General features: G+C 72.5%; 25 protein-coding genes. 12 read left to right on the forward strand and 13 right to left on the reverse strand.

What is annotated here, in order from left to right; translation table 11 throughout:
* Positions 1-6: 6 nt before the first annotated feature.
* Complete coding sequence (locus tag ACIPEP_RS05490) at positions 7-3873, reverse strand: ATP-binding protein (protein WP_071295819.1); 3867 nt, start codon at positions 3871-3873, stop codon at positions 7-9.
* Positions 3874-4003: 130 nt separating this feature from the next.
* Here ACIPEP_RS05490 and ACIPEP_RS05495 point away from each other — a divergent pair, with 130 nt between their 5' ends.
* From ACIPEP_RS05495 to ACIPEP_RS05510, 4 genes are read left to right on the forward strand one after another with little or no spacing between them, the layout of a single operon-like run.
* Positions 4004-4894: a CoA ester lyase gene (locus ACIPEP_RS05495; protein ID WP_229085773.1), complete on the forward strand. Its 891-nt coding sequence runs from the start codon at positions 4004-4006 to the stop codon at positions 4892-4894.
* Between the two features lie 10 nt (positions 4895-4904).
* Entirely contained in the window at positions 4905-5375 is a 471-nt protein-coding gene (locus ACIPEP_RS05500; protein ID WP_070417863.1) for a DUF6264 family protein, read from the forward strand.
* Between the two features lie 34 nt (positions 5376-5409).
* A complete protein-coding gene (locus ACIPEP_RS05505; protein ID WP_402716709.1) occupies positions 5410-6660 on the forward strand; it encodes an FAD-dependent oxidoreductase in 1251 nt (416 codons plus the stop codon).
* A gap of 40 nt (positions 6661-6700) precedes the next feature.
* Positions 6701-7579, forward strand: a complete 879-nt coding sequence (locus ACIPEP_RS05510) for an aldo/keto reductase (protein WP_070417861.1) — start codon at positions 6701-6703, stop codon at positions 7577-7579.
* 65 nt (positions 7580-7644) lie between these two features.
* On the opposite strand, the gene ACIPEP_RS05515 is transcribed toward ACIPEP_RS05510, so the two are convergent.
* On the reverse strand, positions 7645-8109 hold the full coding sequence (locus tag ACIPEP_RS05515; protein WP_402716710.1) for a hypothetical protein: 465 nt from the start codon (positions 8107-8109) through the stop codon (positions 7645-7647).
* A 134-nt stretch (positions 8110-8243) separates the two neighbouring features.
* Here ACIPEP_RS05515 and ACIPEP_RS05520 point away from each other — a divergent pair, with 134 nt between their 5' ends.
* Positions 8244-9209: an NAD(P)H-quinone oxidoreductase gene (locus ACIPEP_RS05520; RefSeq protein WP_402716711.1), complete on the forward strand. Its 966-nt coding sequence runs from the start codon at positions 8244-8246 to the stop codon at positions 9207-9209.
* Here ACIPEP_RS05520 and ACIPEP_RS05525 read toward each other — a convergent pair.
* Positions 9206-9871: a TetR/AcrR family transcriptional regulator gene (locus ACIPEP_RS05525; RefSeq protein ID WP_402716712.1), complete on the reverse strand. Its 666-nt coding sequence runs from the start codon at positions 9869-9871 to the stop codon at positions 9206-9208. The two genes, ACIPEP_RS05520 and ACIPEP_RS05525, sit on opposite strands and share 4 nt — an antisense overlap.
* An 80-nt stretch (positions 9872-9951) precedes the next feature.
* On the opposite strand from ACIPEP_RS05525, the gene ACIPEP_RS05530 reads away from it, so the two are divergent.
* On the forward strand, positions 9952-11394 hold the full coding sequence (locus ACIPEP_RS05530; protein ID WP_402716713.1) for a DHA2 family efflux MFS transporter permease subunit: 1443 nt from the start codon (positions 9952-9954) through the stop codon (positions 11392-11394).
* 39 nt (positions 11395-11433) lie between these two features.
* On the opposite strand, the gene ACIPEP_RS05535 is transcribed toward ACIPEP_RS05530, so the two are convergent.
* From ACIPEP_RS05535 to ACIPEP_RS05565, 7 genes are all read right to left on the reverse strand, one after another.
* Positions 11434-12204, reverse strand: a complete 771-nt coding sequence (locus ACIPEP_RS05535) for an amino acid ABC transporter ATP-binding protein (protein WP_402716714.1) — start codon at positions 12202-12204, stop codon at positions 11434-11436.
* Entirely contained in the window at positions 12201-13079 is an 879-nt protein-coding gene (locus ACIPEP_RS05540) for an amino acid ABC transporter permease (protein WP_309777007.1), read from the reverse strand. Before ACIPEP_RS05540 ends, ACIPEP_RS05535 begins: the two co-directional genes overlap by 4 nt.
* 4 nt (positions 13080-13083) lie before the next feature.
* On the reverse strand, positions 13084-13908 hold the full coding sequence (locus ACIPEP_RS05545) for an ABC transporter substrate-binding protein (RefSeq protein ID WP_402716715.1): 825 nt from the start codon (positions 13906-13908) through the stop codon (positions 13084-13086).
* Between the two features lie 83 nt (positions 13909-13991).
* Complete coding sequence (locus ACIPEP_RS05550; protein ID WP_229085765.1) at positions 13992-14489, reverse strand: cupin domain-containing protein; 498 nt, start codon at positions 14487-14489, stop codon at positions 13992-13994.
* The gene (locus ACIPEP_RS05555) at positions 14486-15856 is read right to left on the reverse strand and encodes an amidohydrolase family protein (protein WP_402716716.1); all 1371 of its coding nucleotides are present in this window, start codon (positions 15854-15856) and stop codon (positions 14486-14488) included. Before ACIPEP_RS05555 ends, ACIPEP_RS05550 begins: the two co-directional genes overlap by 4 nt.
* Positions 15853-17541 (reverse strand): adenosylhomocysteinase, encoded by a 1689-nt coding sequence (locus ACIPEP_RS05560; protein WP_402716717.1) that lies wholly within the window; start codon positions 17539-17541, stop codon positions 15853-15855. Before ACIPEP_RS05560 ends, ACIPEP_RS05555 begins: the two co-directional genes overlap by 4 nt.
* A gap of 90 nt (positions 17542-17631) precedes the next feature.
* Positions 17632-18618, reverse strand: a complete 987-nt coding sequence (locus ACIPEP_RS05565) for a PrsW family intramembrane metalloprotease (RefSeq protein WP_402716718.1) — start codon at positions 18616-18618, stop codon at positions 17632-17634.
* A 73-nt stretch (positions 18619-18691) separates the two neighbouring features.
* On the opposite strand from ACIPEP_RS05565, the gene ACIPEP_RS05570 reads away from it, so the two are divergent.
* The 6 genes from ACIPEP_RS05570 to ACIPEP_RS05595 all read left to right on the forward strand — a co-directional run bounded on the left by ACIPEP_RS05570 (position 18692) and on the right by ACIPEP_RS05595 (position 22638).
* Positions 18692-18955, forward strand: coding sequence for a glutaredoxin family protein (locus ACIPEP_RS05570; protein WP_336697199.1), 264 nt, complete (start codon positions 18692-18694; stop codon positions 18953-18955).
* Positions 18956-19019: 64 nt separating this feature from the next.
* Positions 19020-19859, forward strand: coding sequence for an amidohydrolase family protein (locus ACIPEP_RS05575; protein WP_402716719.1), 840 nt, complete (start codon positions 19020-19022; stop codon positions 19857-19859).
* Between the two features lie 41 nt (positions 19860-19900).
* Entirely contained in the window at positions 19901-20770 is an 870-nt protein-coding gene (locus tag ACIPEP_RS05580) for a fumarylacetoacetate hydrolase family protein (protein ID WP_092385063.1), read from the forward strand.
* A complete protein-coding gene (locus ACIPEP_RS05585; RefSeq protein WP_071295835.1) occupies positions 20767-21513 on the forward strand; it encodes an SDR family NAD(P)-dependent oxidoreductase in 747 nt (248 codons plus the stop codon). Before ACIPEP_RS05580 ends, ACIPEP_RS05585 begins: the two co-directional genes overlap by 4 nt.
* A 114-nt stretch (positions 21514-21627) precedes the next feature.
* Entirely contained in the window at positions 21628-22263 is a 636-nt protein-coding gene (locus tag ACIPEP_RS05590; RefSeq protein ID WP_070419373.1) for a FadR/GntR family transcriptional regulator, read from the forward strand.
* A 96-nt stretch (positions 22264-22359) separates the two neighbouring features.
* Positions 22360-22638 carry a GlsB/YeaQ/YmgE family stress response membrane protein gene (locus tag ACIPEP_RS05595; RefSeq protein ID WP_071295836.1) on the forward strand — a complete coding sequence of 93 codons (279 nt, stop codon included), beginning with the start codon at positions 22360-22362 and terminating at the stop codon, positions 22636-22638.
* Between the two features lie 137 nt (positions 22639-22775).
* Here ACIPEP_RS05595 and ACIPEP_RS05600 read toward each other — a convergent pair whose 3' ends face one another.
* Genes ACIPEP_RS05600 through ACIPEP_RS05610 form a run of 3 tightly spaced genes read right to left on the reverse strand, consistent with a single transcriptional unit; the run spans position 22776 to position 25380 of the window.
* Positions 22776-23732: an aldo/keto reductase gene (locus ACIPEP_RS05600; protein WP_402716720.1), complete on the reverse strand. Its 957-nt coding sequence runs from the start codon at positions 23730-23732 to the stop codon at positions 22776-22778.
* Positions 23729-24055: an L-rhamnose mutarotase gene (locus ACIPEP_RS05605; RefSeq protein WP_071302065.1), complete on the reverse strand. Its 327-nt coding sequence runs from the start codon at positions 24053-24055 to the stop codon at positions 23729-23731. The genes ACIPEP_RS05600 and ACIPEP_RS05605 overlap by 4 nt, the downstream gene beginning before the upstream one ends.
* Positions 24055-25380 carry an alpha-L-fucosidase gene (locus ACIPEP_RS05610; protein ID WP_229085758.1) on the reverse strand — a complete coding sequence of 442 codons (1326 nt, stop codon included), beginning with the start codon at positions 25378-25380 and terminating at the stop codon, positions 24055-24057. Before ACIPEP_RS05610 ends, ACIPEP_RS05605 begins: the two co-directional genes overlap by 1 nt.
* Between the last annotated feature and the right edge of the window lie 14 nt (positions 25381-25394).

Below are 25394 nucleotides of genomic sequence, written 5' to 3' on the forward strand. Positions count from 1 at the left end.
GAGGAGTCACCGGCGTGCGGGGATCGGGGGGATGGAGATCTCCTGCGTGGCACCACGGTCGACACCGAGCACCGCGGCGACGGTGTTCGCGACGCGGTCCGGGTCCGAGAAGAGCTGGAATGCGTGCACGCGCACGTAGTGCCACCCGAGTCGGCGGAGCACCTCTGGTCGGAGCCGGAGCGACTCGCGGAGCGACCCCTTCACGAGCGTCGCGTCGGTCTCGATCGTGACGCACACCCCACCGTGCGCGGCGACCAGGCCGAGCTTGCCGCGGTGGCCGAGCGCGACGGGGATGCCCCGCATCTCGAGGCGACGGGCGAGGTCGACGAGCAGCGGATCCGAGTCGTCCGGGACGTACTCGGCCGTGGTGCGCGCACGGACCTCGGCGAGGATCTCGGCGAGGGCGACGGTGCCGTGGCCCATCCGCTCGGCCTCGATGTCGGACGGCTGGAAGCAGGTGACGATGACCATCGAGCGACGTGCCCGGGTCATCGCGACGGCGAGCAGGCGCTCCCCACCGGGCTTGCCGAGCGGACCGAAGTCGCGCAGGACACGGCCGTGCGGGGTGCGGCCGTAGCCGATCGAGAACACGACGCGGTCGCGGCTCTGGGCGACGGACTGCTCGAGCGTCGCGACGATGAACGGCTCGGCCCGGTCGCCGATGACGAACTCGGTGAGGTCCTTGTGCCCCTGGGCCGCGGTGAGCACGGCCTGCTCGACGCGGACGGCGTGCTTCGCCGAGGCGGTGATGACCATGAGCGACTCGGTCGGACGGGTGCGGGCGTGGTCCATGACGAGCCGGACGACGCGGTCCACCTCGGCGTCGACGCTCTCGACCGCCCCCGACTCGGGGTCCGGCACGGCCTTGCCGTCGCTGACGTAGTCGAGCGCGATCGAGCCGTGCCCGAGGAACGAGCCGGCCCAGGGCAGCGACTCGATGCGTCCGCCGTAGAAACGACGGTTGACGAGCTCGGCGAGGTCCTCGCCGCCGGCGCGGTACGAGCGGGTGAGCGACAGCGTCGGCAGCAGCGTGGAGAGCTTCGCGAGCGCGGAGTCGGCGTGGAAGGCGTCGAGCGTGCCCTCGTCGACCTGCAGCGCGCGGTGCGCCGGGTCGACCGCGATCCGGAACGGCGACGGTGTCTGCGTGACCGGGTCGCCGAACACGACGGTCTGACGGGCACGGCGGACGGCCCCGACGGTCTCGGCGATGGTGACGGCGCCCGCGTCGACGAGGATCACGGTGTCGAAGGGCATCGTGTCGGCGATCTGCGACACCTCGTAGGGCGACGCGAGCCACACCGGCGCGATCGACCGGGACAGGTGCGGCGCGGAGTCCTGCAGCAGACGCGAGGTGATCGCGCCGTCCCGCAGCTGGGTCTTCAGCGCGGTGGCCTCGTCCGGCCAGTCGACGAGTCCGACCTTCCAGTTCTCGGCCAGCTGCCACGCCAGGCCCTGGGAGACCCCGGCCGCGTGCGCGTCGTCGACGAGTCGGAAGTCGGCCTCGACCCGGTCGAGCATGTCGGTGTTCGCGCCGAGCAGGGCCCGGTCGGACTCGAGCATCGTCTCGAGGGCCGACTGCCACCACGCGAGCTCGAGCTCGGCGGGGACGTGGGTGTCCGGCACGTGCCGGTTCGCCAGGTCCGTGATGAGCGGTTCGAGCTGCAGGTCGCGCAGGGTCTGCATGAGCTCCGTCCGCTCCTGCAGGTTGTGCAGGACGTCGGACTCCTCGGCGAGGCGGGCGATCGTCGGGACGAGCTCGTCGATCGGCACGTTCGCCAGCTGGGTCTCGCGGGCGGTGCGTCCCAGCGGCTCGTCGAGGCGCGCGAGGTCCTCGACGACGTTCGAGAACAGGACCTGGACGTCCGCGATGCCGGTGGGCACCTCGGGGTTCACGCCGGCGGCGACGTAGCGCTGCCAGAGGACGCGCTGCTGCTGGACGCGGGTCAGCGCCTCGTGCAGGTCGGACACGTGCACACCGGGGCGGACGTACTCGCGGGCGAGCTTCTTCAGCCGGCGCCGGTTCGTGCTCGACATCGGCGCACCCTCGCCGCGCGGGGCGGTGGCGGCCACGAGCTCGGACACCGAGCGGTCGAAGACGACGGGCAGGAAGCGGTCGAGGGTGTCGCGGATCTCGGTGAGCAGGCGCAGGTAGATGCCGAGCTCGTTGATCGTCGTGAACTGCCGCATGTGCGTCGTGGCGACGAGGTCGTGGGCACGGCGGAGCAGGGTCGGCAGGCCGTCGGCATCGAGGTCCTTCGCGATCCGGTGGGCACGCTGGGCACCGTCGCTCGAGGAGAACTTCGCGCCGTACCAGGGCGAGTCGTCCGGGCCGTAGCGGAACTCGCCGAGGTTCGCGGCGCTGACCATCGTCTCGGCGACGCGCGAGCGCCCCTCGACCATGCTCGTCACCGAGGTCTTCGACAGGCGTGCGGTCGTCGACGGCGGGACGGGCAGCAGCGACAGGCGCGACAGCTCGACGAGGCAGTCGAGCACCGAGACGCGGAAGTCGGGGTCGACACGCGTCAGCGAGCCGCGGTAGTCCTTGAGGACCTTGCGGAGCCGGACCAGGGCGTCGTCGACCTCGCGCAGGTTCGGACGCGAGGCCTTCTCGTTGCGGGCGATCGCACGGACGACGTCACGACGGAGGGTGCCCGGGGTGACGGCGACACCGGGGAGCTGCACCTCGGAGAACCGCGCCGCGATGCCGCGCAGGGTCGCACGGCGCGGGCTCACCACGAGGACGCGCTTGTTCGCCGCGACGAGGCCGCCGAGCGCGTTCACGATCGTCTGCGTGCCACCCGTGCCCGGGAGGGTCTTCACCACGATCGAGTTGCCGGCCGTGATCTGCGCGATCACGTTCTCCTGCTCGTCGTCGGCGTCGAGCAGGAGCGTGTCGGTCTCCGGGCTCCGCTCGTCCGACGGGGTCTGCTCGACCGGGTGGTACGACTGCTCGACCTGCCACTTGGCGCTCGGGTTGCCGGCGAGGGCGTCGAGCACGGGGTGGGACAGGTCCTCGGTGTCCTCGACCATGCCGGTCGCGACCTCGGCGAAGGTGGACACGACCAGGCGTGCGTGCACCGAGAAGCCCGGGATGTGCGCGGTGAGCCCGCGGAGCCGGTCGATCACCGGGTTCGGCGTGAAGGAGCCGTCCTGCTGCGCGAGCGCCACGAAGGACTGGGCGTCGAGGATGACGCCGAACTGCTCGTGCAGCGCGTCGGCGAGGCCGGGGTTGAGGACGGGCTCGCCGAGCAGGCGGACCTCGAAGTCGCGGCCGTGCCGACGGATCGCGAGCGGGCGCAGCAGCACCGGGCCGCGGAACTGCTCGTCGCCGTGCTGCCAGTCGGCCATGCCGATGCCGAGCTTCACGGCGTCGATGCCGCGCACGGTGGACAGCTCGGTGCCCTTGGCCTCGACGTGACCGGCGGCGATGCGGGCGGCCCGGAGTGCCACCTCGTCACGGATCAGGCTCGACAGCAGGGTCGTCTTGCCGGTGATGAACTGCGCGAGGCCGCCCGGGTGCGTCGTCGAGAGCTCGATGCGGGCCCGGGGGTGGTCGGCGAAGTGCGTGAGGGGGCTGGTGCCGCCGACGCCGGTCAGCTGCTTGCGCCAGACGTCCCAGGCGGGTTCGGCGGCATTGCCGGCCTGGAGGCGCGGATCACCCAGGCTGATCGCCTGCGGACTCGTGAGCTGCAGTTCCGGGCGCAGGGTGCGGTCGGGTTCGTCCGTCACGGCGGTCTCTTCCTGCTGCCCCCGTCGGTCCTGCTCCCCCTGCTGTCCGTCGCGCCCGTCCTGCTGTCCGTCACGCCCGTCCGCGGGCGCGTCGGCGCCCTCGACGGGGACGTCGTCGTTCACGTCGTCCTCGCCGTCGGTCACCCTGTCCGCTCGCCACACATCCGACACTGTAGGCGGAAGCGGGCTGGCACTCTGGCAATGAACCGAGGTTTCGGACTTTCCGGCACCCACCGACGCGCGACCGGGCGCGCCGGTGTGGTACCAACGGGGCATGGCCATCGACGACCGCACCGCTCCCCCCACCCCCGCGCCGGAGTCCGCTCCCGCACCGAACCGGCGTCGATCGGTCCCCGCCGAGATCTCGCGTTCGTGGCTCCTCGTCTCCGGCACGGCGACCGATCGGTTCGAGAAGTCGCAGCGGTCCCGTGCCGACCAGATCATCCTGGACATCGAGGACGCGGTGGACCCCGCCGCCAAGCCGTCGGCCCGCCAGGGCGTCGCCGCGTGGCTGGCCGGCGGCGGCGAGGCCTGGGTGCGGATCAACGACGTGACGACGGACTTCTGGGCGGACGACGTCGAGGAGCTCCGCGGCCTGCCCGGGCTGCAGGGCGTCATGCTCGCGAAGACCGAGTCCCCGGCGCAGGTCACCGACACGTGGCACCGACTCGGCGGCCAGACCCCGGTGATCGCCCTGGTCGAGTCGGCCCTGGGCATCGAGGAGTCGGTCTCGATCGCGAAGGCGCAGGGGGCGTTCCGGCTGGCGTTCGGCTCGGGCGACTACCGGCGGGACACCGGGACGAGCGCGGACACGCTCGCGATGGCGTACCCGCGGTCGAAGCTCGTCGTGGCGTCCCGCGTGGGCGACCTGCCCGGCCCGATCGACGGCCCGACGGTGGGGTCGTCGCACCCGATCCTCCGCGAGCAGTCGCAGGTCGCGGTCTCGCTCGGGCTCACCGGCAAGCTGTGCCTCGACACCGAGCAGCTTCCCGTCATCAACGAGGTCATCTCCCCCACGCCGACCGACGTCGCCTGGGCGCAGGACTTCCTCGACGACTTCGAGGCCCGCGGCCGGGTCATCCGCGACGGCTCCGACCTGCCCCGACTCGGTCGCGCGCAGAAGATCCAGCGCCTCGCACAGGCGTTCGGCGTCGAGGCGCGGTAGGACTGCACCCATGACCTGGTCCAACGTGCCCGGCGGTCCGCCGCAGTCCTCACCCTCCGACCCCACCGGCGCCCAGCGGGCCACGTGGGAGCAGGGCGGCTCGACGCTGTTCCCGCCGGGGAAGCTCGCCGACCGGATCTCGACCGTGCTGCTCCTGGCGTTCGGCGCCGTCATGACGGTCGTCACCGCGGTCGTCGGGATCATCGCCGTCATCTCGGCGACGGCCACGTGCGACGCCGCCACCGGCTGCACGCCGGGTGGCTACATCGGTGGGACCGCGATCGCGGTCGGCGGTGCGTTCGTGATCGGCGTCGCCACGATCGTCCTGTCGATCGGCGCGTGGATCCGCCGTCGGACGTCGTGGTGGATCGCCGCGATCGGCTTCGTGCTCGCGATCGTCGTCATCACGTGGGGCGGCGTCGTCTTCGCGGGGGCGGCGGACGGCGGCTCGGCGTCCTCGTCGGTCTCCCCCACCGCCTGACGCCTGCGGCCCGGACCGGGGTAGCGTCCGGGGCATGGTGACGGTCTCGCGGACGACGGTCGCGGTGGTCGGTGGCGGCCCCGCCGGGGTCGTCCTCGGTCTGCTCCTCGCCCGTGCCGGCATCGCGGTCCGGGTCGTCGAGAAGCACGACGACTTCAACCGGGACTTCCGCGGTGACACCGTGCACGCCTCGACGATCCGGCTGCTCGACGAGCTCGGGCTCGGGGAGCGGTTCGCCGCCCTGCCGCAGTCACGCCTCGACGACTTCTCCCTGCCGCTGCCGGACGGCTCGCGTGCGCTCCTCGGCGACTTCTCACGCCTGCGCCCGCCGTACGACCACGTGGCGATGGTGCCGCAGTGGGACCTGCTCGACCTGCTCGTCACCGCCGCCCGCGAGGAGCCCTCGTTCGAGATCACGATGGGTCTCGCGGCCACCGACACGATCGAGGAGAACGGCGTCGTGACGGGCGTGCACCTGGCGCCGTACCGCGATCCGGACGGCGGCACCGAGGAACTCCGCGCCGACGTCGTCATCGCCTGCGACGGCCGTGACTCGGTGCTGCGCAGCGCCGCCGGCCTGCACCCGCGGTCGTTCCCGGTGCCGTTCGACACGTGGTGGTTCCGGCTCCCCCGCGAGCCCGGCGACGCGACGACCGCGCTCGTCCCGGCGTTCTCCGGCACCGACGTCCTGCTCAGCTTCCCGCGGCCGGACTACCACCAGGTCGCGTACTTCGCGCCGAAGGGGTCGGACGCGGCCCTCCGCGCCGCCGGGGTCGAGGCCTTCCGGGCCCGGGTCGCGCGGCTCCGACCGGACTTCGCGGGCCGCGTTGACACGATCGCGTCGATGGACGACGTGCACGTGCTCGACGTCCGGATGGACCGGCTCACCCGGTGGTGGCGTCCGGGGCTGCTCTGCATCGGCGACGCGGCGCACGCCATGTCCCCGGCGGGCGGCGTCGGCATCAACCTGGCGGTGCAGGACGCGGTCGCGACGGCTGCGATCCTGGCGCCGGCGCTCGGACGGGGGCTCCGCGGCGCGGACCTCGACCGTGCCCTCGCCGCGGTGCAGCGGCGGCGCACCCCGCCGGCCGTGGTCGTCCAGACCGCCCAGGCGTTCCTGCACCGCGTGGTGTTCGAGCGGGCCTTCGCCGGGGCCCTGCAGGCCGGCCCGCCGCGGCTCCCCGTCCTGCTCGCCCGGTACGTGCCGCCCGTCCGCGGCCTCTACGCGCGCGGGATCGCCTTCGGACCGCTCCCCGAGCACGCCCCCGCATGGGCACGGCGCTGACCCTGGACACGACCCGTCCCTCCCGGCGCATGCTGGGGACATGAAGCAACGAGTCATCGGAGACGTGTCGGTCAGTGCCATCGGACTCGGCGGGATGCCCATGTCCATCGAGGGGCGCCCGGACGAGCGGCAGTCCATCGCGACGATCCACGCCGCGCTCGAGGCCGGCGTCACGCTCATCGACACCGCCGACGCGTACCACCTGGCCGCCCACGACGAGGTGGGGCACAACGAGTCGCTCATCGCGAAGGCCGTGCGGGAGTTCCACGGCGACACCTCGGACGTCCTCATCGCCACGAAGGGCGGGCACCTCCGGCCCGAGCCCGGCCCGTGGGCGCAGAACGGCCGTCCGGAGTACCTCAAGGAAGCGGCGAAGGCATCCGCGAAGCGCCTCGGCGTGGACGCCGTCGGGCTCTACCAGTTCCACCGTCCGGACCCGGCGGTGCCCTACGCGGACTCGATCGGTGCGCTCGCCGAGCTCCTCGACGAGGGCGTCATCCGGATGGCCGGCATCTCGAACGCCGACCCCGACCAGATCCGGACGGCGAACGAGGTCCTCGACGGCCGACTGGCCTCGGTGCAGAACCAGTTCTCGCCGAAGTTCCGCTCGAGCGAACCGGAACTCGCACTGTGCGACGAGCTCGGGATCGCGTTCCTGCCGTGGAGCCCCCTCGGCGGCATCGCGAACGCCGCGGAGCTCGGCACCGCGTACGAGGACTTCGCGTACATCGCGCGCGACCGCGGGGTCAGCCCGCAGGTCGTCGCGCTGGCGTGGGAGCTGCAGAAGAGCGACGTCGTCGTCCCCATCCCCGGGGCATCGCGCCCGCAGTCGATCCTCGACTCGGTGACGGCCGCGACCGTCAAGCTCCGTCCCGAGGACGTGGCCCGACTGGACGCGTCGCAGCCGGCGGCTGCGTAGACGACGCGACCCGCGCCTCCTGGACTGCCCTGGAGGCGCGGGTCGCGATCACGGGTCGGCGCGCGTCAGGACTGGCAGACCTCCTGGAAGTCCTTGCCCGTCGACTCCAGCTTCTGCAGTCCCTCGGTGAAGCCGGAGCTGGACAGCGCGGACGGGTCCTTCGAGGCCGCGAGGTCCTTCGTCATGCCCACGAAGTCCGAGAAGGCGCCCGCGAACGCGTCGGTCTTCGGCTTCACCTCGGTGTTGGTCACCTTGTCGGCGCTGTCCTCGAGCGTGGCGTCGAACTCGTCGAGCTTCGCCATCGCGGCCTGCGGGTCGCTCTGCAGCTCGGTGAGCTGCATCTGCATGCCCTTCGTGGCGTCGGTGACCTCGTTCGTGAACAGCTTGCAGGCCTCGGCCTTGGTCTGCGTCGGGGTCGGCGTCGACTTGGCGGCCGTCGTGGCGTCCGAGCCGGAGCCGCCGGCGGAGCAGCCGGCGAGGAGTGCGACGGCGATGGCGGCCGTGGTGAGCGAGACGAGCTTGGTGCGCATGGTGGTGGGTCCCCCGGAGTCGTGCCCGCGACCCCGGGACGGGGTGCGGATCCGCGTCGAGGCTACATGGGAGATCCACAGGTGGACCGCGTTCCCGGTGCCCGACGGTCCGCCCCGTGGGTAGCGTCGGGGGCATGCGAGCGATCACCTCCGAGAACGGCACCCTCGACCTGCACGACCTCCCCGACCCGGTCCCCGGAGCCGGCGAGGTCCTCATCGAGGTCGCGGCCGCCGGGGTGAACAACGCCGACCTGCAGCAGGCGGCCGGCAACTACCCGCCGCCTCCCGGGGCGTCGGACGTCCTCGGCCTCGAGGTCTCCGGCACCGTCCGCGCACTCGGCGACGGCGTCGAGGGGTTCGCCGTCGGTGACCGGGTCTGCGCACTGCTGTCCGGCGGCGGCTACGCGGCACTCGTCGTCGCCCCGGAGACCCAGGTGCTGCCGGTACCGGAGGGGATCGACCTCGTCGAGGCCGCGGGGCTGCCGGAAGCCGCGTGCACGGTGTACTCGAACGTCGGCATGCTCGCCGGGCTCCGACCCGGACAGACCCTGCTCGTGCACGGCGGCACCGGCGGCATGGGGTCGCACGCGGTGCTCTGGGCGAAGGCGCTCGGAGCGACGGTGATCGCGACGTCCGGGGGCGAGCGGAAGGTGCAGGCCTCCCGGGAGCTCGGCGCGGACCTCGTGGTCGACCACCGCTCGGAGGACTTCGTCGCACGGGCGCTCGAGTTCACCGGGGGCCGTGGCGTGGACGTGGTGCTCGACGTCGTCGGGCCGGACTACCTGGCGCGGAACATCGAGGTCCTCGCGCCGAACGGGCACGTCGCCGTGATCGCCTCGGGCAGCGGCCGCACCGGCGAGCTCGACCTCGGCGCGATGATGCGGAAGCGGGCGACGATCAGCGCCACGACCCTGCGTGCCCGGCCGCTCGACGAGAAGGCCGCGATCGTCGAGGCCGTCCGGTACAACGTCTGGCCGTTCGTGGCGGACGGTCGGGTGCGCCCGGTCGTCGACTCGGTCCTGCCGCTCGCCGAGGCCGCCGAGGCGCACCGGCGGGTCCGGGACGGCGAGGTCGTCGGGAAGGTGCTGCTGACGCCCTAGGCGCGCGCGGCACCCGCAGCGCCCGCGGCACCCGTGCTCCCGGCCCGCTGGCCCCGGACGAGGTCGAGCACCTGCCCGCACTTCGCCCCGAACGTCGCGCGGAGCAGATCGGCCGCGTCCGGGTCCTCGTCGAACCGCGAGGGCATGTCGATCGCCAGCATGATCGCGAAGATCATGCCGCTGCCGAGGAACCCCTGGACCTGGTCGTCGGCGATCCCGGCCTCGTCGCGCAGGAACCGGTAGATCTCGAGGAACCCGGCCCGGGCCGCGGCACCGATCGCCGGTTCGGCCCCGGAGACGAAGCCCTGCAGCAGGAGCGTGTGCAGTCCGCGCTCGGCGGCGAGGTCGACGAACTGTTCGCCGATGACGTGCGCCGGGGTGTCGTCGGGCCCGAGGTGGGCGAGGGTCTCGCGCCAGGCGTCGAGCAGGATGTCGAGGGTGTCGCGGAACACCTCGAGGAAGAGCGCCTCCTTCGAGCCGAACATCCGCACGACGTACGGCTGGCTGATGCCGGCTGCCGCCGCGATCTGGTCGGTCGTCGTGCCGTTGTAGCCCTGGCTGCCGAAGAGCCCGCGTGCCGCTTCGAGGATCATCGCGCGACGCTGCGCAGCGGGCATGCGGACGGCCGTCGCCGGTGCCGGTGCAGATGCCGGGGAAGTCATGGTTGACAGGTTATCAGTCGATTACTACAGTCGCCCTTCGTAAGTAATCATCCGATTACCAAACGGAACGGATCCCCACCATGGAACGACGCATCCCGGTCTGGCTCGCCATCGCAGCCGCATCCCTCCCGATGTTCATGGCGACGCTCGACAACCTCGTCGTCACCAGCGCGCTGCCCGCCGTGCACGCCGACCTCGGCGCCTCCGTCGAGGAGCTGCAGTGGATCACCAACGCCTACACGCTCGCGTTCGCCGCGCTGATGCTCCTGGCCGTCGGCCTCGGCGACCGGCTCGGCCGCCGGCACCTGTTCGTCGCCGGCATCGCCGTCTTCACCGTCTCCTCGGCGTTCGCCGCCGTGAGCACCGACCCGACCTCGCTCATCGTGTGGCGTGCGATCGAGGGTGCCGGTGCCGCAGCGATCATGCCGCTCTCCCTCACCCTGCTCGTCGGGAGCGTGCCCGACCGGCTCCGCACCGTCGGCATCGGTGTCTGGGGCGGCATCTCCGGCCTCGGCGTCGCCCTCGGCCCGCTCATCGGGGGCGCCGTCGTCGAGGGCTGGAGCTGGGAGGCCATCTTCTGGCTCAACGTCCCGGTCGGCATCGTCGCGATCCCGCTGGCCCTCTTCGCCCTGCCGAACACCCGCGGAGCCCGTGTCCGCGCCGACGTCGTGGGCGTGCTGCTCGCCGGCCTCGGCGTGCTCGGCGTCGTCTTCGGGGTCGTCCGCGGCAACGACGCCGGCTGGACGAGCGGCGAGGTGCTCACCGGCCTGGTCGGCGGCGGTGTCCTGCTCGTCGCGTTCGCGCTCTGGCAGGCCCGCACCAGCGCTCCGCTCCTGCCCCTCCGGTTCTTCCGCGACCGGAGCTTCGCCCTCGCCAACGTCGTCGCGATGACGTTCTCGTTCGGCGCGTTCGGTTCGGTGTTCATCCTCATCCAGTTCCTGCAGGTCGTGCAGGGTCGGACCCCGCTCGAGGCCGGCGTCTGGACGATGCCCTGGACCCTCGCGCCGATGGTCGTCGCCCCGCTCGCGGGCATCGTGGCACCCCGGGTCGGCACGCGGCTGCTCATCACCGGCGGCATGGTGTTCCTCTCCGCCGGACTGTTCTGGATCGCCGGGACGATGGCCGCCGACGTCACCTTCACGACGCTGCTGCCCGGCTTCCTGCTCGCGGGCATCGGGATGGGCGCCGTGTTCGGTCCGATCTCGACGGCGGTGCTCGCGCGGATGCCGCAGCACGACCACGCGAAGGCCTCCGGCGCGAACTCGACGCTGCGTGAGGTCGGCGTCGCGCTCGGGATCGCCGTCCTGACCGCCGTCTTCACCGGGGCCGGCGGCGAGCTCACCCCCACCGGCTACGTCGACGCGGCCCAGCCCGCCGTGCTGGTCGGTGCCGCCGTGGTAGCGGTCAGCGCGGTCGTCGCGGCGTTCCTGCCCGCTGGACGCTCGGCACACGTCCCCGAGACGGTCGCCGACGACGGCCTGGAGGCGCGGCTCGCCCCCGCCGCACCGGCCCCCGTCGCGTAGGTGGTCGCGCTCGCGGCGCTCGGGCCCCGGGCGGGCGCGTCAGGCGTGGACGCGGGCGAGGAACTCGACGAGCGCGGGGTGATGGGGGGCGTCGAGGACCTCGGCCGGGGCACCCTGCTCGACGACCTCGCCCTGGTGCAGGAACACGATCCGGTCGGCCACGTTCCGCGCGAAGTGCATCTCGTGCGTGGTCATCAGGATCGTCGAGCCCTGCCGCTTCAGCTCGGTCACCAGGTCGAGCACCTCGCCGACGAGCTGCGGGTCGAGGGCACTCGTGACCTCGTCCAGCAGCAGGAGCTCGGGGTCGGACGCGATCGCCCGCACGATCGCCACGCGCTGCTGCTGCCCGCCGGAGAGCCGGTCCGGGTAGGCCCCGGCGAAGTCCGCGAGGCCGATCCGCCCGAGGAGCCGCCGGGCGGTCTCCTCCGCCTGCGCCCTGCCGACGCCGTGCACCTGCCGGGAGGCGAGCGTCACGTTGTCGAGCACGCTCATGTGCGGGAACAGGTTGAACTGCTGGAACACGACGCCGATCCGGGCCCGGGTGGCGTCGACGTCGATGCGGGGATCGGCGATGTCCGTGCCCTGCAGCAGGATCTCGCCGTCGTCGATGCCCTCGAGCAGGTTCACCGTCTTGAGGAGCGTCGACTTGCCGGAGCCCGAGGCCCCGATGACGCAGATGACCTCGTGGCGGTGCACCGTCAGGTCGATCCCGCGCAGGACCTCGTGCTCGCCGAACGCCTTGCGCAACCCGCGCAGCTCGAGGACGGCGGCCGACGTGTCGGGGGTGATCCGCGCCTCCTGGCCCGTCATACGGTCCCTCCGATCTGCTCGCGCCGCTGCTGGCGACGCGCGATCGCGTCCGTGACGCGGATCAGCGGCAGGCTGATCACGACGAAGAGCAGTCCGGCGACGAAGTAGGGCGTGAAGTTGTAGGTCTCGGCCTGGGCGATCTGCGCGGAGCGGACCGCGTCCACCGCGCCGAGGATCGACACGAGACCGACGTCCTTCTGCATCGACACGAAGTCGTTCATGAGCGCGGGCGTGACCTTGCGGATCGCCTGCGGCAGCACGACGAGGCGCAGGGTCTTCGCGTGCGACAGCCCGAGCGACCGGGCGGCGAGGCGCTGCGAGGGGTGCACGGCCTCCATGCCGGCGCGGAGCACCTCGGCGATGTACGACGAGTACGTGAGCACGATCGCGATGGTGCCCCAGACCTCGGCGGGGAGGCGCGGGAAGACCCCGAGCCCGGGGATCCCGTAGCCCACCAGGTACAGCACGATGATGAGCGGCAGGCCGCGGAACAGGTCGGTGTAGCCGGTGGCGAGCATCCGCAGGGGGAAGAACACCGGGCTCCGCAGGCCCCGGACGACCGCCAGCAGGGTTCCGAACACCGCGACGCCGATGGCGCTGAAGAACAGGATCCGGATGTTCAGCCAGAGGCCCTCGAGGATCGACGGGAACGAGTCGATCGCGGTCTGCGGGTCGAAGAACGACTGCTGGACGGCGGCCCAGCCGGGGGTGTTCACGACGCCGAAGTAGACGACGGCGATCACGACGAGCGTCGACGCGACGGACACCACGATCGACCGGCGTCCGCGCTGCCGACGGTAGAGCCGACGCTCCAGCTCGACCTGGCTCGGTGCGGCTGCGGCCACCGGGGTGCCGGCACCTGCTGGAGCGGTCATGCGGCTACTTCAGGACGGGGGTGTCGGTCTCCGAGGAGAGCCACTTGGTCTGCAGGTCCTGGAGCGTGCCGTCCGCCTTGAGCGACTTGATCGCCTTGTCGACCTTGCTCGTCAGTTCGGAGTCCTTCGGCAGCACGAAGCCGAACTGGTCGCCCGTGCCGTCGGACGGGAACTGCGCCGAGACCGTGCCCTTGCCGTCGAGCTGCGCGCCGGACATGTAGAAGGCGGTCGGCAGGTCGGTCACGATCGCGTCGATCTGGCCCGACTTGAGCGCGAGGACGGCGTCGTCGTTCGAGTTGAAGACCTGCGGGGTGACCCCGAGGACGTCCTTCACGCTCTGGATGCTCGTCGAACCGGTCGCGACACCGATCGCGTCCTGCTTCAGGGCTGCGATGGTGGTGTCGTCGGCGGCCTTCGAGGACTGCGTCGTCACGACCGCCTGGGTCGTCGTGTAGTACGCGCTCGACATGTCGACGGCCTTCTTGCGCTTGGCGTCGATGGAGAACTGCTGGACGTTGAGGTCCCAGTCCTTCGGGCCGGGAGCGATGGCGCTGTCGAAGGTGCTCCGCTTCCACACGACGTCGGACTCGTCGTAGCCCATCTCCTTCGCGACGGCGTAGGCCACGGCGGCCTCGAAGCCCTTGCCGGACTGCGGCTTGTTGTCCTCGACCCAGGGCGAGTACGCGGGCTGCCCGGTCGCGATCGTGAGCTTGCCGTCGGTGACGGTGCCGTCGGCGTTGCCGCTGCCGCCCGCCGAGCAGGACGAGAGCGCGAGTGCGGCGACCGCAGCGGTCGCGACGGCGATGGTGAGACGGAGGGATCGGGTCACGGTCGGGCCTTCGTGCGAGGGGGTGGGGGCAGGACGAAGTGTACTTCGCGCTGGGATACCAACGCGAAACGGATGTCTCGCGACTACTCGGCGAGCGTGAAGTCGTCGAACGAGAACCCGGGCGACACCAGGCAGCTCAGCAGCACCTCGCCGTCGCCCGGCAGGGTCCGCTGCCACACGCCGCCGCGCACGAACGCCTGCGCGTCGTTCACCCGGTCGCGCCCGGCGTCCGGGCCGAGCGTGATCGTCGCCCCGGGCTCGGGCTGGTCGCCGTCGCCACCGAGCTGCAGGTCGACGCTGTCCGGCCCGTGCCACATCCAGATCTCGTCGCTCGTGACCCGGTGCCAGGCCGAGGCCTCGCCCGGGGGCAGCAGGAAGTGGATCAGGGTCGCGGCGGGCCGGTCGCCCGCCGGCGTCGACACGGTCGCGGGCGAGGTCCAGGTGCGGACGTACCAGCCGCCCTCCGGGTGCGGCTCCATGCCGAGGGCGACGGCGCGCTTCGGCACGTCGAGCCACTCGATCAGGGTTCCGTCGACGGTGCGACGGGCGGCCATGCCCGGGCGGGGTGCGGTCTCGGTCATGATTCCTCCAAGGAACGATCAGGTGGGGCGGGCGGGCCGGTCAGCGCACCGTCGACGGCTCGGACGACACCGCGGATGACGGTCGCGACGGCACGGCCGGCTCCGTCCTCGACGAGTTCGGCGAGGGCGTCCGGCACGGTCCGGGCGTCGACGTCGAAGACGGCCAGGTCGGCGCGTGCCCCGACGGCGAGGTGCCCGATCCGGTCCGGCCCGACGGCGAGCCCCATGGCGTGCGCGCCGCCGAGGGTCGCCGCGGCGAGCAGTCGTTCGTGCAGGTCGCGGTGCCCGTAGCCCTGCGACCGGGCGATCCGGTGCAGCGCGGTGACGTCGGCCATCAGGTCGAGGGACGGCGACGACGACAGCGAGTCCGTGCCGATCGCGATCGGGCTGCCCTCGCGCAGGTAGTCGGCGACGGGTGGCGGATCGAGCCCGATGACGGCGTTCGAGCGCGGGCAGAGCGCGACGGCGGTCCCCCGTGCGCGCAGCAGTGCCCGGTCGGCGGCGGTCATGTACACACCGTGCGCGATGTGGCAGTCGGGGCCGAGCACGCCCAGCCGGTCGACGAACGCGGTCGCGCTCGCACCGAAGCCGAGCGCGCGCATGGCCCGGAACGACGGCACGTTCGCCAGGTGCCAGTCGTTGCCGTGGCCGACGCCGTCGACGCCGTCGAGCCCGGGCACCGGCCCGAGGGCGACGCGCTCGCCCTCGAACGCGGCCTCGCCGAGGTGCAGGTGCAGCCGGAGACCGCGCTGGCGCACGATGTCGGGGAGTTCGAGCAGCGGGGCGACGTCGAGCGAGTACGGCGCGTGCGGGGAGAGCCCGGCGCCCGGGTCCGTCGGGATCCGCTCGAGTTCGGCGAGCACTTGGTCGCGGCCGTGGGACTGCCAGGCCGCGTTCTCCCAGTCCATGACCTCCCAGTAGGCGATGCCGCCGAGGCCCGCTTCGGCGAGCACGGTCGACGCCTCGATGTCCGTGACGACGTCGGCGATGCTCGTCACACCGGCGAGGATCGACGACGTCGCGCCGGCTGCCGCCTCGGCGTGCCAGTCGTGCGGCTCGGCGTAGTCCTCGTTGAACGCGCGGGCCCAGTCCTCGAAACCGCTGTACTGCCGCTGCCCGACACTGGCCATGCCGGTGTACTGCAGGTGCGAGTGCGCGTTCACGAGACCGGGGAGGAGGGCACCTCGCCACGGCCGTTCGGTGAAGGGCACGCCCGAGCCGGCGAGCTGGTCGACGACCCACGACCGGTCGCCGACGTGCAGGATGCGGCCGTCCTGCACCGCGACGGCGCCGTCGGCGATGGGCGGCGCGGTCATCGGCACGACGATGCGCGCCGAGTGGACGGTGACGGGGTGCCCGGCGGTCACGACGGGTCTCCGAAACGGCGGGTCCGGACGTCGGGCTCACGGTCGGCGGGGTGCTCGGCGAGCGGTCCAGGAGGCGCGGCTGGCGCTCCGAAGGCGGCGAGCGCCGCGCGGGCGGTCGCCTCGTCCACCGCGGGGTCGATCGGCACGACGGCACGGTCGAGTTCGTCGCCCCGTTCGAGGAGCATCCGGACGGCGCCGAGCTGTGCGGCGAAGGACAGGTCCATGATCTCGATCGGGTTGCCCTCGGCAGCGGTGATGTTGATGCAGCCGCCGCCGTCGAGCACGATCGGGCCGCCGTCCGCACCGGGGAACACGAGTCGCTCGGCCTTCGGACCCACCGGGACCCGCTCGGCGCCGGCTGCTCGGGCGTCGTCGAGCGCCACCTCGTGGTCGACGCCGCCCGCGACCGCGACGACCGTGCCGTCCGCGCACGACCGCAGCGCGCGGAGGTCGACCGTGTCGGCGACCCCCGTGGCGCTCATCACGAGGTCGGCGTCCTGCACCGCCTCGGCGAGGGGTGCGACGGCGTAGCCGGCGAAGAGCGCCTGCAGGGCGCGGACCGGGTCCGTCTCGGCGACCGTCACCCGCAGACCGAGTGCCGTGAGCACCAGGGCGACCCCCTCGCCGACGTGGCCGAACCCGGCGACGACCGCCGTGCCTCCCGGGACCACGCGGTGCGTACCGGACGGGAGCCGGTCGAGCAGGTCGAGCACCGCGAACACCGTCGACTGCCCGGTGCCGTACCGGTTGTCGAAGAAGGTCTTGGTGCGGGCGTCGTTCACCGCGACCACGGGGATGCCGAGCTCGCCGCGCGCCGCCATGGTGCGGAGCGGGCGGAGGCCGCTCGTCGTCTCCTCCGCTGCGCCGAGCATCGTGGGCACCAGGTCCGGGCGCTCCTGGTGCGCGAGACGGATCACGTGCGAGCCGTCGTCCAGCAGGATGTGCGGTCGGGTGTCGAGCATCGCGAGGGCGAGGGCCCGCTGCTCGGGGAGCGAGGCGGTACTGCTCGCGTACACGGTCAGCCTGGCTGCCCGGAGCGCGTCGGCCACGGCGTCGTCGGTCTCGTCGGCGTGGGCGTAGACGACGACCTCGGCGCCGGCGTCGCGGAGGAGCAGGCTCAGCACGGCGGTCTTCGGCTCGAGGAACATCGCGACGCCGATCCGGGTGCCACGGAGGAGTCCCCCGTCGCGGAGCTCGGCGGCGACCGCTCGCGACACGGGCATCGACCGGCGGGCCCAGCGCAGGCGGGCCTCGGCGGCGGGGTCGTCCTCGGGGTCGCGGCCGGTGGAGACGAGGAAGACGTCGTCCGAGGTCATCGGCACCGCGAGGACACCGGGGCGGGCGATCGCGACCGGGCCGAAGGCGTCCTCGTCGACGGCGGGGAGGTGTCGTCCGGCGTCGACCACGACGAGGGTCGCACCCCGAGGGCGGTCGGCTTCGCGCTCGATGACCGGCGTGGAGTCCTCCGGCGAACCGGCGCACCAGAGCTGGTCGACGGGTTCGTGGGGCAGCGCCTCGCGGGCGCCGAGCCCCGTCAGCAGGGAGCGCAGCGCCGCGGTGTCGCGGGGGTCGCCGCCGACGATGCGGAAGCGGCGCGCGGCGACGAGGAGGTTCGTCGCGCCCGCGAAGCGTCGGACGGCCGCCGAGGCCCAGGCGCGGGTCTCGGGGTCGGCTCCTGGCGGCATGCCCCAATCGTAGGGCGAGCGGGTGGCGTGCCCGTGTCCGGCGGGTGGCCGGGTGGCGCGCCCGTGTCCGGCGGGTGGCCGGGGGCCTCGTCAGCGCGGGACGTGCGGCGGGGGCGTGCCGTCCCATCCGTCGCCGGACGGCGACGGCGACGACGACGACCAGGGTGCCGGCCAGCCGGCGAGCGCGTTCGCGCTCCGGTCGAGCCGTCGGTGCCGGCGCAGCACCGTGACGAGGACCACGACCCCGACGGCCGACACGATCGCGAGCCCGATCACGTACAGAGTCGTCGCGACACCCGCGATCGACGCCGGGACGACCCCGTTCCGCGCCACCGAGAACGGCGTCCCCGTCACGACGAACGCCAGCAGGGTCGAGATCGTCGAGTTCGAGTCCCACAGCCCGTGCAGCAGGGAGACCCCCACGTAGGCGACGACCGGGGCCCACGACCACCGGAACCGGTCGCGACCACGGGCGGCCCCGAACAGGACGGCGCCGAGGATCGACGTCCACAGCACGTGCCCGACCGGGGACAGCACCGCACGGACGACCTCGGTCTGCAGCAGGGACACCAGGTCGATGCCCCGCGCGGTGATCGCCGCGTTGAACGCGTACCCCGCCGACTCGAACGCGGCGAAGCCGGCACCGACCGTCGCCCCGAGGAGTGCTCCCTGCCGAGCCGTCTTCGGGCGGACCCGCCACCCGACGAACAGCAGCAGGACGCCCTTGACGAACTCCTCGACGAACCCGACGACGATGTACACGAGGGCGTCCTGCTGGAGGTTCGCCTCGAGCAGGGACGCCCCGAGGACGCCGAGGATCCCGCCGACGAAGAACGCGACGATGAGCTGCATCGTGCTCACCGTTCCGGTCACCCGCTCGATGACGAACAGCACCACCGTGAAGGGCACGAGGAAGCTGCCCAGCAGGATGATCGTCGGGACGAGGTTCGTGTTCAGCGTCGTGATCGTGACGACGATCGTGACCACCCAGAGCAGGAACCCGACGAGGAGGGTCTTCCACCACCAGCCGTGACGGTGGTGCGGGTGAGCGGCGCGGACGTCCGTGGACAGGCTCATGGAGCCATGGTGCTCCGCGGCCGCGCCGGGGGTCACGGGAATGCGCGGGGCTCGTCGGACGTACTCTCTGGGCATGAGCGATGCATCCTTCGACAAGGTCACGATGTTCGGTGCGGACTGGTGCCGCGACTGCCGCCGTTCCAAGGCGCTGCTCGACAGCCTCGGGGTGGACTACGAGTACGTCGACGTGGAGGCGGACCTGACCGCGGCCGACCGCGCCGAGGAGATCAGCGGGCGGAAGAACATCCCCGTCGTCGTGCTGCCGAACGGGAAGCACTTCGTCGAGCCGTCGGACGCCGAACTGCGTTCGGAGCTCGAGGCCGCCGGCGTCGTCTGACGCCCGGGCGCGCTCGCGCTGCCTCCCCCGCCCGGACATCGGATGAATCGGGCATGATGGCGGCGTGATCATCGACGCTCACCACCACCTCTGGGATCCGGCAGACCGTCCCTACCCCTGGATGGACGACTCGGTCGCCCCGATCCGGCGACGGTTCGACGTGGACGACCTGCGTGCGGCGACCACCGGGACCTCCGTCACGCGGACGATCGCGGTGCAGGCGGTGCACGACGCGGGCGAGACCGCCTGGCTCCTCGCGCAGCCCGCGCCGGTCGCGGGCGTCGTCGGCTGGGTGGACCTGACCGCGCCCGACGTGGCCGAGCGCGTGGCGTCGGCGTCGACCGGTCCGGGCGGCGAGCGGCTCGTCGGCATCCGCCACCAGGCACAGGACGAGCCCGACCCCGGGTGGCTCGCCCGGCCGGAGGTCGTGCGCGGCGTCCGTGCCGTCGCGCGTGCCGGCCTCGTGTTCGACCTGCTCGTGCGGGCCCGGGAGCACGACGCCGCCCTCGCCCTCGTCGACGCCGTACCCGAGGCGTCGTTCGTCCTCGACCACGCCGGCAAGCCGTCGATCGACACCGGGGACCCCTCGTGGCCGGACCGGATGCGGGACGTCGCCGCCAGGCCGAACGTGGCGTGCAAGGTCTCCGGGCTGCTCACCGAGGCGGGTGCCGACTGGCGGGAGCGCCCCGTCGCCCGGTACGCCCGCGCGGTCGTCGAGCACTTCGGCCCGGAGCGCTCGCTGTTCGGCTCCGACTGGCCGGTGTCGACGCTCGCCGCCGACTACGCCGAGGTCCTGCACACGACGAGCGACGCCCTCGCGGACCTGTCGCCGACCGAGCGCGACGCTGTGCTCCGCGGGACGGCCGAGCGGATCTACCTTGCCGGAGCCTCGACTCAGACATAGGATGTTTCCGCTGCACCGGCGCAGCAGGAGAGCGAGGAACGATGCGGTTCGCACGACTTGGCCCGGCAGGCGACGAGATCCCCGTCGCGATCGACGACGACGGCGAGGTGCTCGACCTCCGGAGCCTCACCGGTGACATCAGCGGTGGCTTCCTGGCGTCCGACCCCGGCCCCGACGCCCTCGTCCGGCACGCCCGCGCCGCCGGCGACCTTCCCGTGATCGACCGGGCCGACGGTCTCCGGCGTGGGTCGCCCGTCGCCCGCCCCGGCAAGGTCGTCTGCATCGGCCTGAACTACCGCGACCACGCCGCCGAGACCGGCGCCGACATCCCCACCGAGCCGATCGTGTTCATGAAGGACCCGATGACGGTGATCGGCCCCGACGACGAGGTGCTCGTCCCCCGCGGCAGCACGAAGACCGACTGGGAGATCGAGCTCGCGATCGTGATCGGCACCACCGCGCGCTACTGCGCGTCCGAGGACGAGGCCGCGACGCACATCGCCGGCTACGCCATCGCCAACGACGTCTCGGAGCGCGCCTTCCAGCTCGAACGCGGCGGGCAGTGGGACAAGGGGAAGTCCTGCGAGACGTTCAACCCGCTCGGCCCGTGGCTCGTCACGCCGTCCGCGCTCGAGGCGGACGGTCTCGACCCGAACGCCCTGTCGCTGCAGCTCCGGGTGAACGGCGAGCTCCGGCAGGACGGCAGCACCCGGGACATGATCTTCCGGCCGGCCGAGATCGTCCGGTACCTGTCGCAGTTCATGGTCCTGTACCCGGGTGACGTGATCAGCACCGGGACACCCGCGGGGGTCGCCCTCGGCAGCGGTGCGCCGTACCTGCAGGCCGGCGACGTCGTCGAACTCACCGCCGAGGGCCTCGGCTCGCAGCGCCAGACGATGGGCGCAGCATGACCGCCGGGACCCACGAGGGCCTGCGGGCCGTCGTCACCGGGGGCGCCTCGGGGATCGGCGCCGCGATCGTCGTCGCGCTCCGTGACCGAGGTGCGACCGTCGCGGTACTCGACCTGCAGCCCGCGGACGACGCCCTGTCGTTCCGCTGCGACGTCGGTGACGACACGTCCGTCCGGGCAGCGGTCGCCGACGCCGTCGAGCAGCTCGGCGGCCTCGACGTCCTGGTCAACAACGCCGGCATCGGCGCACAGGGCACCGTCGAGGACAACCCCGACGACGAGTGGCGCCGCGTGTACGAGGTGAACGTGCTCGGCGCGGTCCGGCTCTCGCGCGCGTGCCTGCCGCACCTCCGCGACTCCGACGCCGCCAGCATCGTGAACACCTGCTCGATCGCCGCCACCGCCGGGCTGCCCCAGCGCGCGCTGTACTCCGCGACGAAGGGCGCGATCGCCGCCCTCACCCGCGCCATGGCTGCCGACCACCTCCGGGAGGGCATCCGCGTCAACGCCGTCAACCCCGGCACCGCGGACACCCCCTGGGTCGCGCGGCTGCTCGAGCGCGCCGACGACCCGGCAGCGGAACGGGCGGCCCTGGAGGCACGCCAACCGCACGGACGCCTCGTCGCCCCCGAGGAGGTGGCCGAGGCCGTCGCCTACCTCACCAGCCCGCTCGCCCGGTCGACGACGGGTGTCGACCTCGCGGTCGACGGCGGGATGCAGGCGCTCCGGCTCCGGCCCGCCTGATGGGCCCTGGAGGCGCGACTATCGTCGTCGTGTCGGCTCGCGTGGGCGAGTGGCCGAGCAGGAGGTGGTGACGTGGCGTCGCTGACGGACGATGCGATCGCACGCATCCAGCAGATGATCGTGAGCGGCGAGCTCCAACCCGGGCAGCGCCTCCCGCCCGAGAAGGAGCTGAGCGAGTCCCTCGGGCTGTCGCGGAACAGCCTCCGCGAAGCGGTCAAGGCCCTCGAGCTCATCCGCGTGCTCGACGTCCGGCGTGGCGACGGTACCTACGTGACGTCGCTCGAGCCGACCGTCCTGCTCGAGGCGGTCTCCTTCGTCGTCGACATGCACCACGACCGCTCGCTCGTGGACCTGCTCGAGGTCCGGCGGATCCTCGAGCCCGCGTCCGCCGTCCTCGCGACCGCCCGCGCCTCGGAGCAGCAGATCGACGACCTGCACGCGCTCATGCAGTCCGTCGGCGAGGACACCGGCGTCGAGGACCTCGTCGCCCACGACCTGCAGTTCCACTCGACGATCGCGGGCATCGGCGGCAACCAGTACCTGTCCGGCCTGCTCGACGCCCTGTCGAGCAAGACCGTCCGGGTGCGGGTCTGGCGCGGCCTGACGCAGAACGGCTCGGTGCAGCGCACGCTCGACGAGCACGCGGCGATCGTGGACGCAATCCGCCGCCGCGACCCGCAGCTCGTGCAGGCGCTCGTCGTGGCGCACGTCGAGGGTGTGGAGCGCTGGCTGCGGCGCTCGCTCGACTGAACCCGGCAGTCCTCCCAGGCAGGTGCGAGTTGGGTCGGTTGTCGGCCCTGACTCCGGCAACCATGCCGCGGCAACCGCACCCACGAGGAGGAAACCGTGATCGGTCTCATCATCAGCTTGATCATCATCGGACTCATCGCCGGCGCCCTCGCGCGGCTCATCGTCCCCGGCAAGCAGCACATCTCGATCCCCATGACCATCCTGCTCGGCATCATCGGGTCGTTCGTGGGCGGGTTCCTCGGGTTCCTGATCTTCCAGCACGACCCGATGGACGGCTTCTTCCAGCCCGCCGGCATCATCGGCTCGATCATCGGCGCTGTCATCGTGCTGTTCATCTACACGCGGTTCGCCGGCCGGAGCGCCCGCACCCGCTAGTCGGACGTGGCCGGGCACGACCCGGCGCACAACCGAAGTCACCCCGAACCGCGCATCCGCGTGGTTCGGGGTGACTTTCGTTGTGCGCCGGCGATCGGCGCCGGGGCGCCCGGCCGCCGCGCGCCGCGGCGCCCGCGTCAGGCGGCGAGCAGGCCCGCGGTGCGCAGGTCGTCCCAGAGCGCCTCGGGCACCGTCGCACCGGCCCGAGCGACGTTCGAGCGCACCTGCTCCGCCGACTGCGCACCGAGGGCGATCGCCCGGACGGCAGCCGCCCGGCGCGGGAACGCGAGCGCGGCCTCCGGCAGCGTGACGCCGTGCCGTTCGCACACGTCGGCGATCGCGTTCGCCCGTTCGACGAGCGACGCCGGCGCCGCCGCGTAGTCGTACGTCGCCGAGGCGTCCGGCCGGTCCCGTCCGAGCAGCCCCGAGTTGTAGACGCCGACCGCGACCACGGTGACCCCGAGGTCCTCGCACCGTGCGACCAGCGCCGCCGCCGGCTGCTCGAGCAGCGTGTACCGCCCGGCGAGCATGACCACGTCGCACATGCCGGTGGAGACCGCTGCCTCGAGGGCCTCGACGGAGTTCGACCCGACGCCCACCGCACGCAGAACTCCCTCGTCCCGGAGCTCGACGAGCGTCGGCAGCGCCTGCGTCAACCCGTCCCGCAGCGAGTACACGTCCGGGTCGTGCAGGTAGGCGATGTCCACGTGGTCGAGCCCGAGCCGCCCGAGCGACTCGTCGAGGGACCGCCGCACGCCCGACGGCGAGGGATCCCACTGCCGGACCAGGTCGTCCGGCACGGCGAACCCGCCGGAGTCCAGGTCGTCCCCGTCGCCCCGCCCGGGCACGAGCAGGCGTCCGACCTTCGTCGACACCAGGTAGTCGGACCGCGCCCGCTCGGCGAGTGCCGCTCCGAGCCGCCGCTCGGACAGCCCGAGCCCGTAGTGCGGCGCGGTGTCGAACCCGCGGACCCCGGCCTCCCACGCGGCGTCGACCGTGGCCCGCGCCTCGTCGTCGGACACCTCGCGCAGCAGGTTGCCGATCCCCGCACCGCCGAACCAGAACGGTCCGCGGTCGAGGTCCGGGGCCGTCACGCGTCCACCTGGTCTGCGAGCGACCACACCCGGGGGATGCCGTCGTCGCCGCCGGAGTAGTCGTCGTCCGCCTCGAGCAACGGGTTCACAACCGCCTGCCACTCGGCGTTCACGGGGTCGTCGGCGAGCGCCTTCCGCATCGCCCGGTAGTCCTCGACCTCGACGAGGTGCACGAGGTCCTGCCCGTCCCGCCAGATCGTCCAGTCCTGCACCCCGGCTGCGCGCAAGCGGGCCGCCAGCGCGGGCGGGACCGCGGCGTGCACGCGTTCGTACGCCGCCTCGCTCCCCGCCCGCAGCCGGGTCCTCGTCAGGATGCGCTGCATCAGTCGCGCAGGAAGAGCTCGACCACGGGCACCGCCACGTCCGGCCGGACGATCGGCAGGGTGAGCGTCAGCGTCCCCGCGGGCTGTCCACCGAGGCCGGTGTTCTGCGCCCGGGTGCCGGGCGCGATCTCGCGGTAGTGGATCTCCGACGCGTCGTTCAGGAGCTGGGCGTACTCGACCCGGCCGGCGAGGTCGGCGAGGTGCACGTGCTCGAACGGCCACGTGAAGAGGTGCAGGTACAGCCGGTTCCCGTTCTGCGTGTAGACGGTGCCCGCCGGCGCCCGGAACGACGACGGCCCGGCGCCGTACACCGACCGCGCGTGCTGGTGCATCCACGTGCCGATCCCGGCGAGCGCCGTCCGGGCGACCCCGTCGAACTCCCCACGACCGGTCGGGCCGACGTTGAGGAGCATGTTGCCGTTGTTCGAGACCCCGTCGACGAGCATGCGCACGAGCAGGTCGGTGCTCTTGACGTTCAGGTTGTCGCGGTCGTACCCCCACGAGCCGTTGAGGGTCTGGCAGGCCTCCCACGGCACCTGGACGCCGTCGACCTCCATCGGCTTGTCCGGCTGGTACTGCTCCGGCGTGACGATGTCCCCGGGCAGGTCGAGCCGGTCGTTGACGATGATGCCGGGCTGGAGCCGCTTGGTCAGCGCCAACAGCTCCTCGGAGCCCCAGTCGTCGCGGCCCTTGCCGCCCCAGATGTCCTCGTGGTCGTTGTCGCGGTACGAGAAGTCGTAGAACAGGTAGTCGATCCGCCCGTAGTCGGACAACAGCTCCGTCACCTGCCCGTGCAGGTAGTCCCGGTAGCGCGCCATGTCCCGGCCCTCGTTCAGCGCGGCGATCGCCTCGTCGCCGTCGTCCCGCCTCGGGTGCACGCCGTCGATCGTGAAGTCCGGGTGGTGCCAGTCGATGAGCGAGTGGTAGAACCCGACCCGCAGTCCCTCGGCGCGGACGGCGTCGACGAACTCGCGCACGATGTCGCGGCCGAACGGGGTGTTCGTGGACTTGTAGTCGGTCAGTGCGCTGTCCCAGAGTGCGAAGCCCTCGTGGTGCTTCGTGGTGAGGACGACGTACTTCATGCCCGCTTCACGTGCTCGTCGCGCCCAGTCGGCGGCGTCGAACAGGTCCGGGTCGAAGTGGTCGAAGTACTTCTGGTAATCGGCGTCGGTGATCCGCTCGCGGTTCTTCACCCACTCGTGCCGTGCCGGCAGGGCGTACAGCCCCCAGTGGATGAACATGCCGAACCGGTCGTGGGTGAACCACGCGGGCAGCCCGGAGGGATCGGTCGCGGTCTGCGGCTCTGCAGGTGCGGTGATGGTCATGTGGCCAGTGTTCC

This window comes from Curtobacterium sp. NPDC087082, from assembly GCF_044745045.1.
Taxonomy (GTDB): Bacteria; Actinomycetota; Actinomycetes; order Actinomycetales; family Microbacteriaceae; genus Curtobacterium.

Excerpts from the sequence above, each read along its gene's own strand:
- ACIPEP_RS05495 (WP_229085773.1), top strand. The coding sequence starts at position 4,004 with ATGGCCATCGACGACCGCACCGCTCCCCCCACCCCCGCGCCGGAGTCC.
- ACIPEP_RS05500 (WP_070417863.1), top strand. The coding sequence starts at position 4,905 with ATGACCTGGTCCAACGTGCCCGGCGGTCCGCCGCAGTCCTCACCCTCC.
- ACIPEP_RS05505 (WP_402716709.1), top strand. The coding sequence starts at position 5,410 with ATGGTGACGGTCTCGCGGACGACGGTCGCGGTGGTCGGTGGCGGCCCC.
- ACIPEP_RS05510 (WP_070417861.1), top strand. The coding sequence starts at position 6,701 with ATGAAGCAACGAGTCATCGGAGACGTGTCGGTCAGTGCCATCGGACTC.
- ACIPEP_RS05515 (WP_402716710.1), bottom strand. The coding sequence starts at position 8,109 with ATGCGCACCAAGCTCGTCTCGCTCACCACGGCCGCCATCGCCGTCGCA.
- ACIPEP_RS05520 (WP_402716711.1), top strand. The coding sequence starts at position 8,244 with ATGCGAGCGATCACCTCCGAGAACGGCACCCTCGACCTGCACGACCTC.
- ACIPEP_RS05525 (WP_402716712.1), bottom strand. The coding sequence starts at position 9,871 with ATGACTTCCCCGGCATCTGCACCGGCACCGGCGACGGCCGTCCGCATG.
- ACIPEP_RS05530 (WP_402716713.1), top strand. The coding sequence starts at position 9,952 with ATGGAACGACGCATCCCGGTCTGGCTCGCCATCGCAGCCGCATCCCTC.
- ACIPEP_RS05535 (WP_402716714.1), bottom strand. The coding sequence starts at position 12,204 with ATGACGGGCCAGGAGGCGCGGATCACCCCCGACACGTCGGCCGCCGTC.
- ACIPEP_RS05540 (WP_309777007.1), bottom strand. The coding sequence starts at position 13,079 with ATGACCGCTCCAGCAGGTGCCGGCACCCCGGTGGCCGCAGCCGCACCG.
- ACIPEP_RS05550 (WP_229085765.1), bottom strand. The coding sequence starts at position 14,489 with ATGACCGAGACCGCACCCCGCCCGGGCATGGCCGCCCGTCGCACCGTC.
- ACIPEP_RS05560 (WP_402716717.1), bottom strand. The coding sequence starts at position 17,541 with ATGCCGCCAGGAGCCGACCCCGAGACCCGCGCCTGGGCCTCGGCGGCC.
- ACIPEP_RS05565 (WP_402716718.1), bottom strand. The coding sequence starts at position 18,618 with ATGAGCCTGTCCACGGACGTCCGCGCCGCTCACCCGCACCACCGTCAC.
- ACIPEP_RS05570 (WP_336697199.1), top strand. The coding sequence starts at position 18,692 with ATGAGCGATGCATCCTTCGACAAGGTCACGATGTTCGGTGCGGACTGG.
- ACIPEP_RS05580 (WP_092385063.1), top strand. The coding sequence starts at position 19,901 with ATGCGGTTCGCACGACTTGGCCCGGCAGGCGACGAGATCCCCGTCGCG.
- ACIPEP_RS05585 (WP_071295835.1), top strand. The coding sequence starts at position 20,767 with ATGACCGCCGGGACCCACGAGGGCCTGCGGGCCGTCGTCACCGGGGGC.
- ACIPEP_RS05590 (WP_070419373.1), top strand. The coding sequence starts at position 21,628 with ATGATCGTGAGCGGCGAGCTCCAACCCGGGCAGCGCCTCCCGCCCGAG.
- ACIPEP_RS05605 (WP_071302065.1), bottom strand. The coding sequence starts at position 24,055 with ATGCAGCGCATCCTGACGAGGACCCGGCTGCGGGCGGGGAGCGAGGCG.
- ACIPEP_RS05610 (WP_229085758.1), bottom strand. The coding sequence starts at position 25,380 with ATGACCATCACCGCACCTGCAGAGCCGCAGACCGCGACCGATCCCTCC.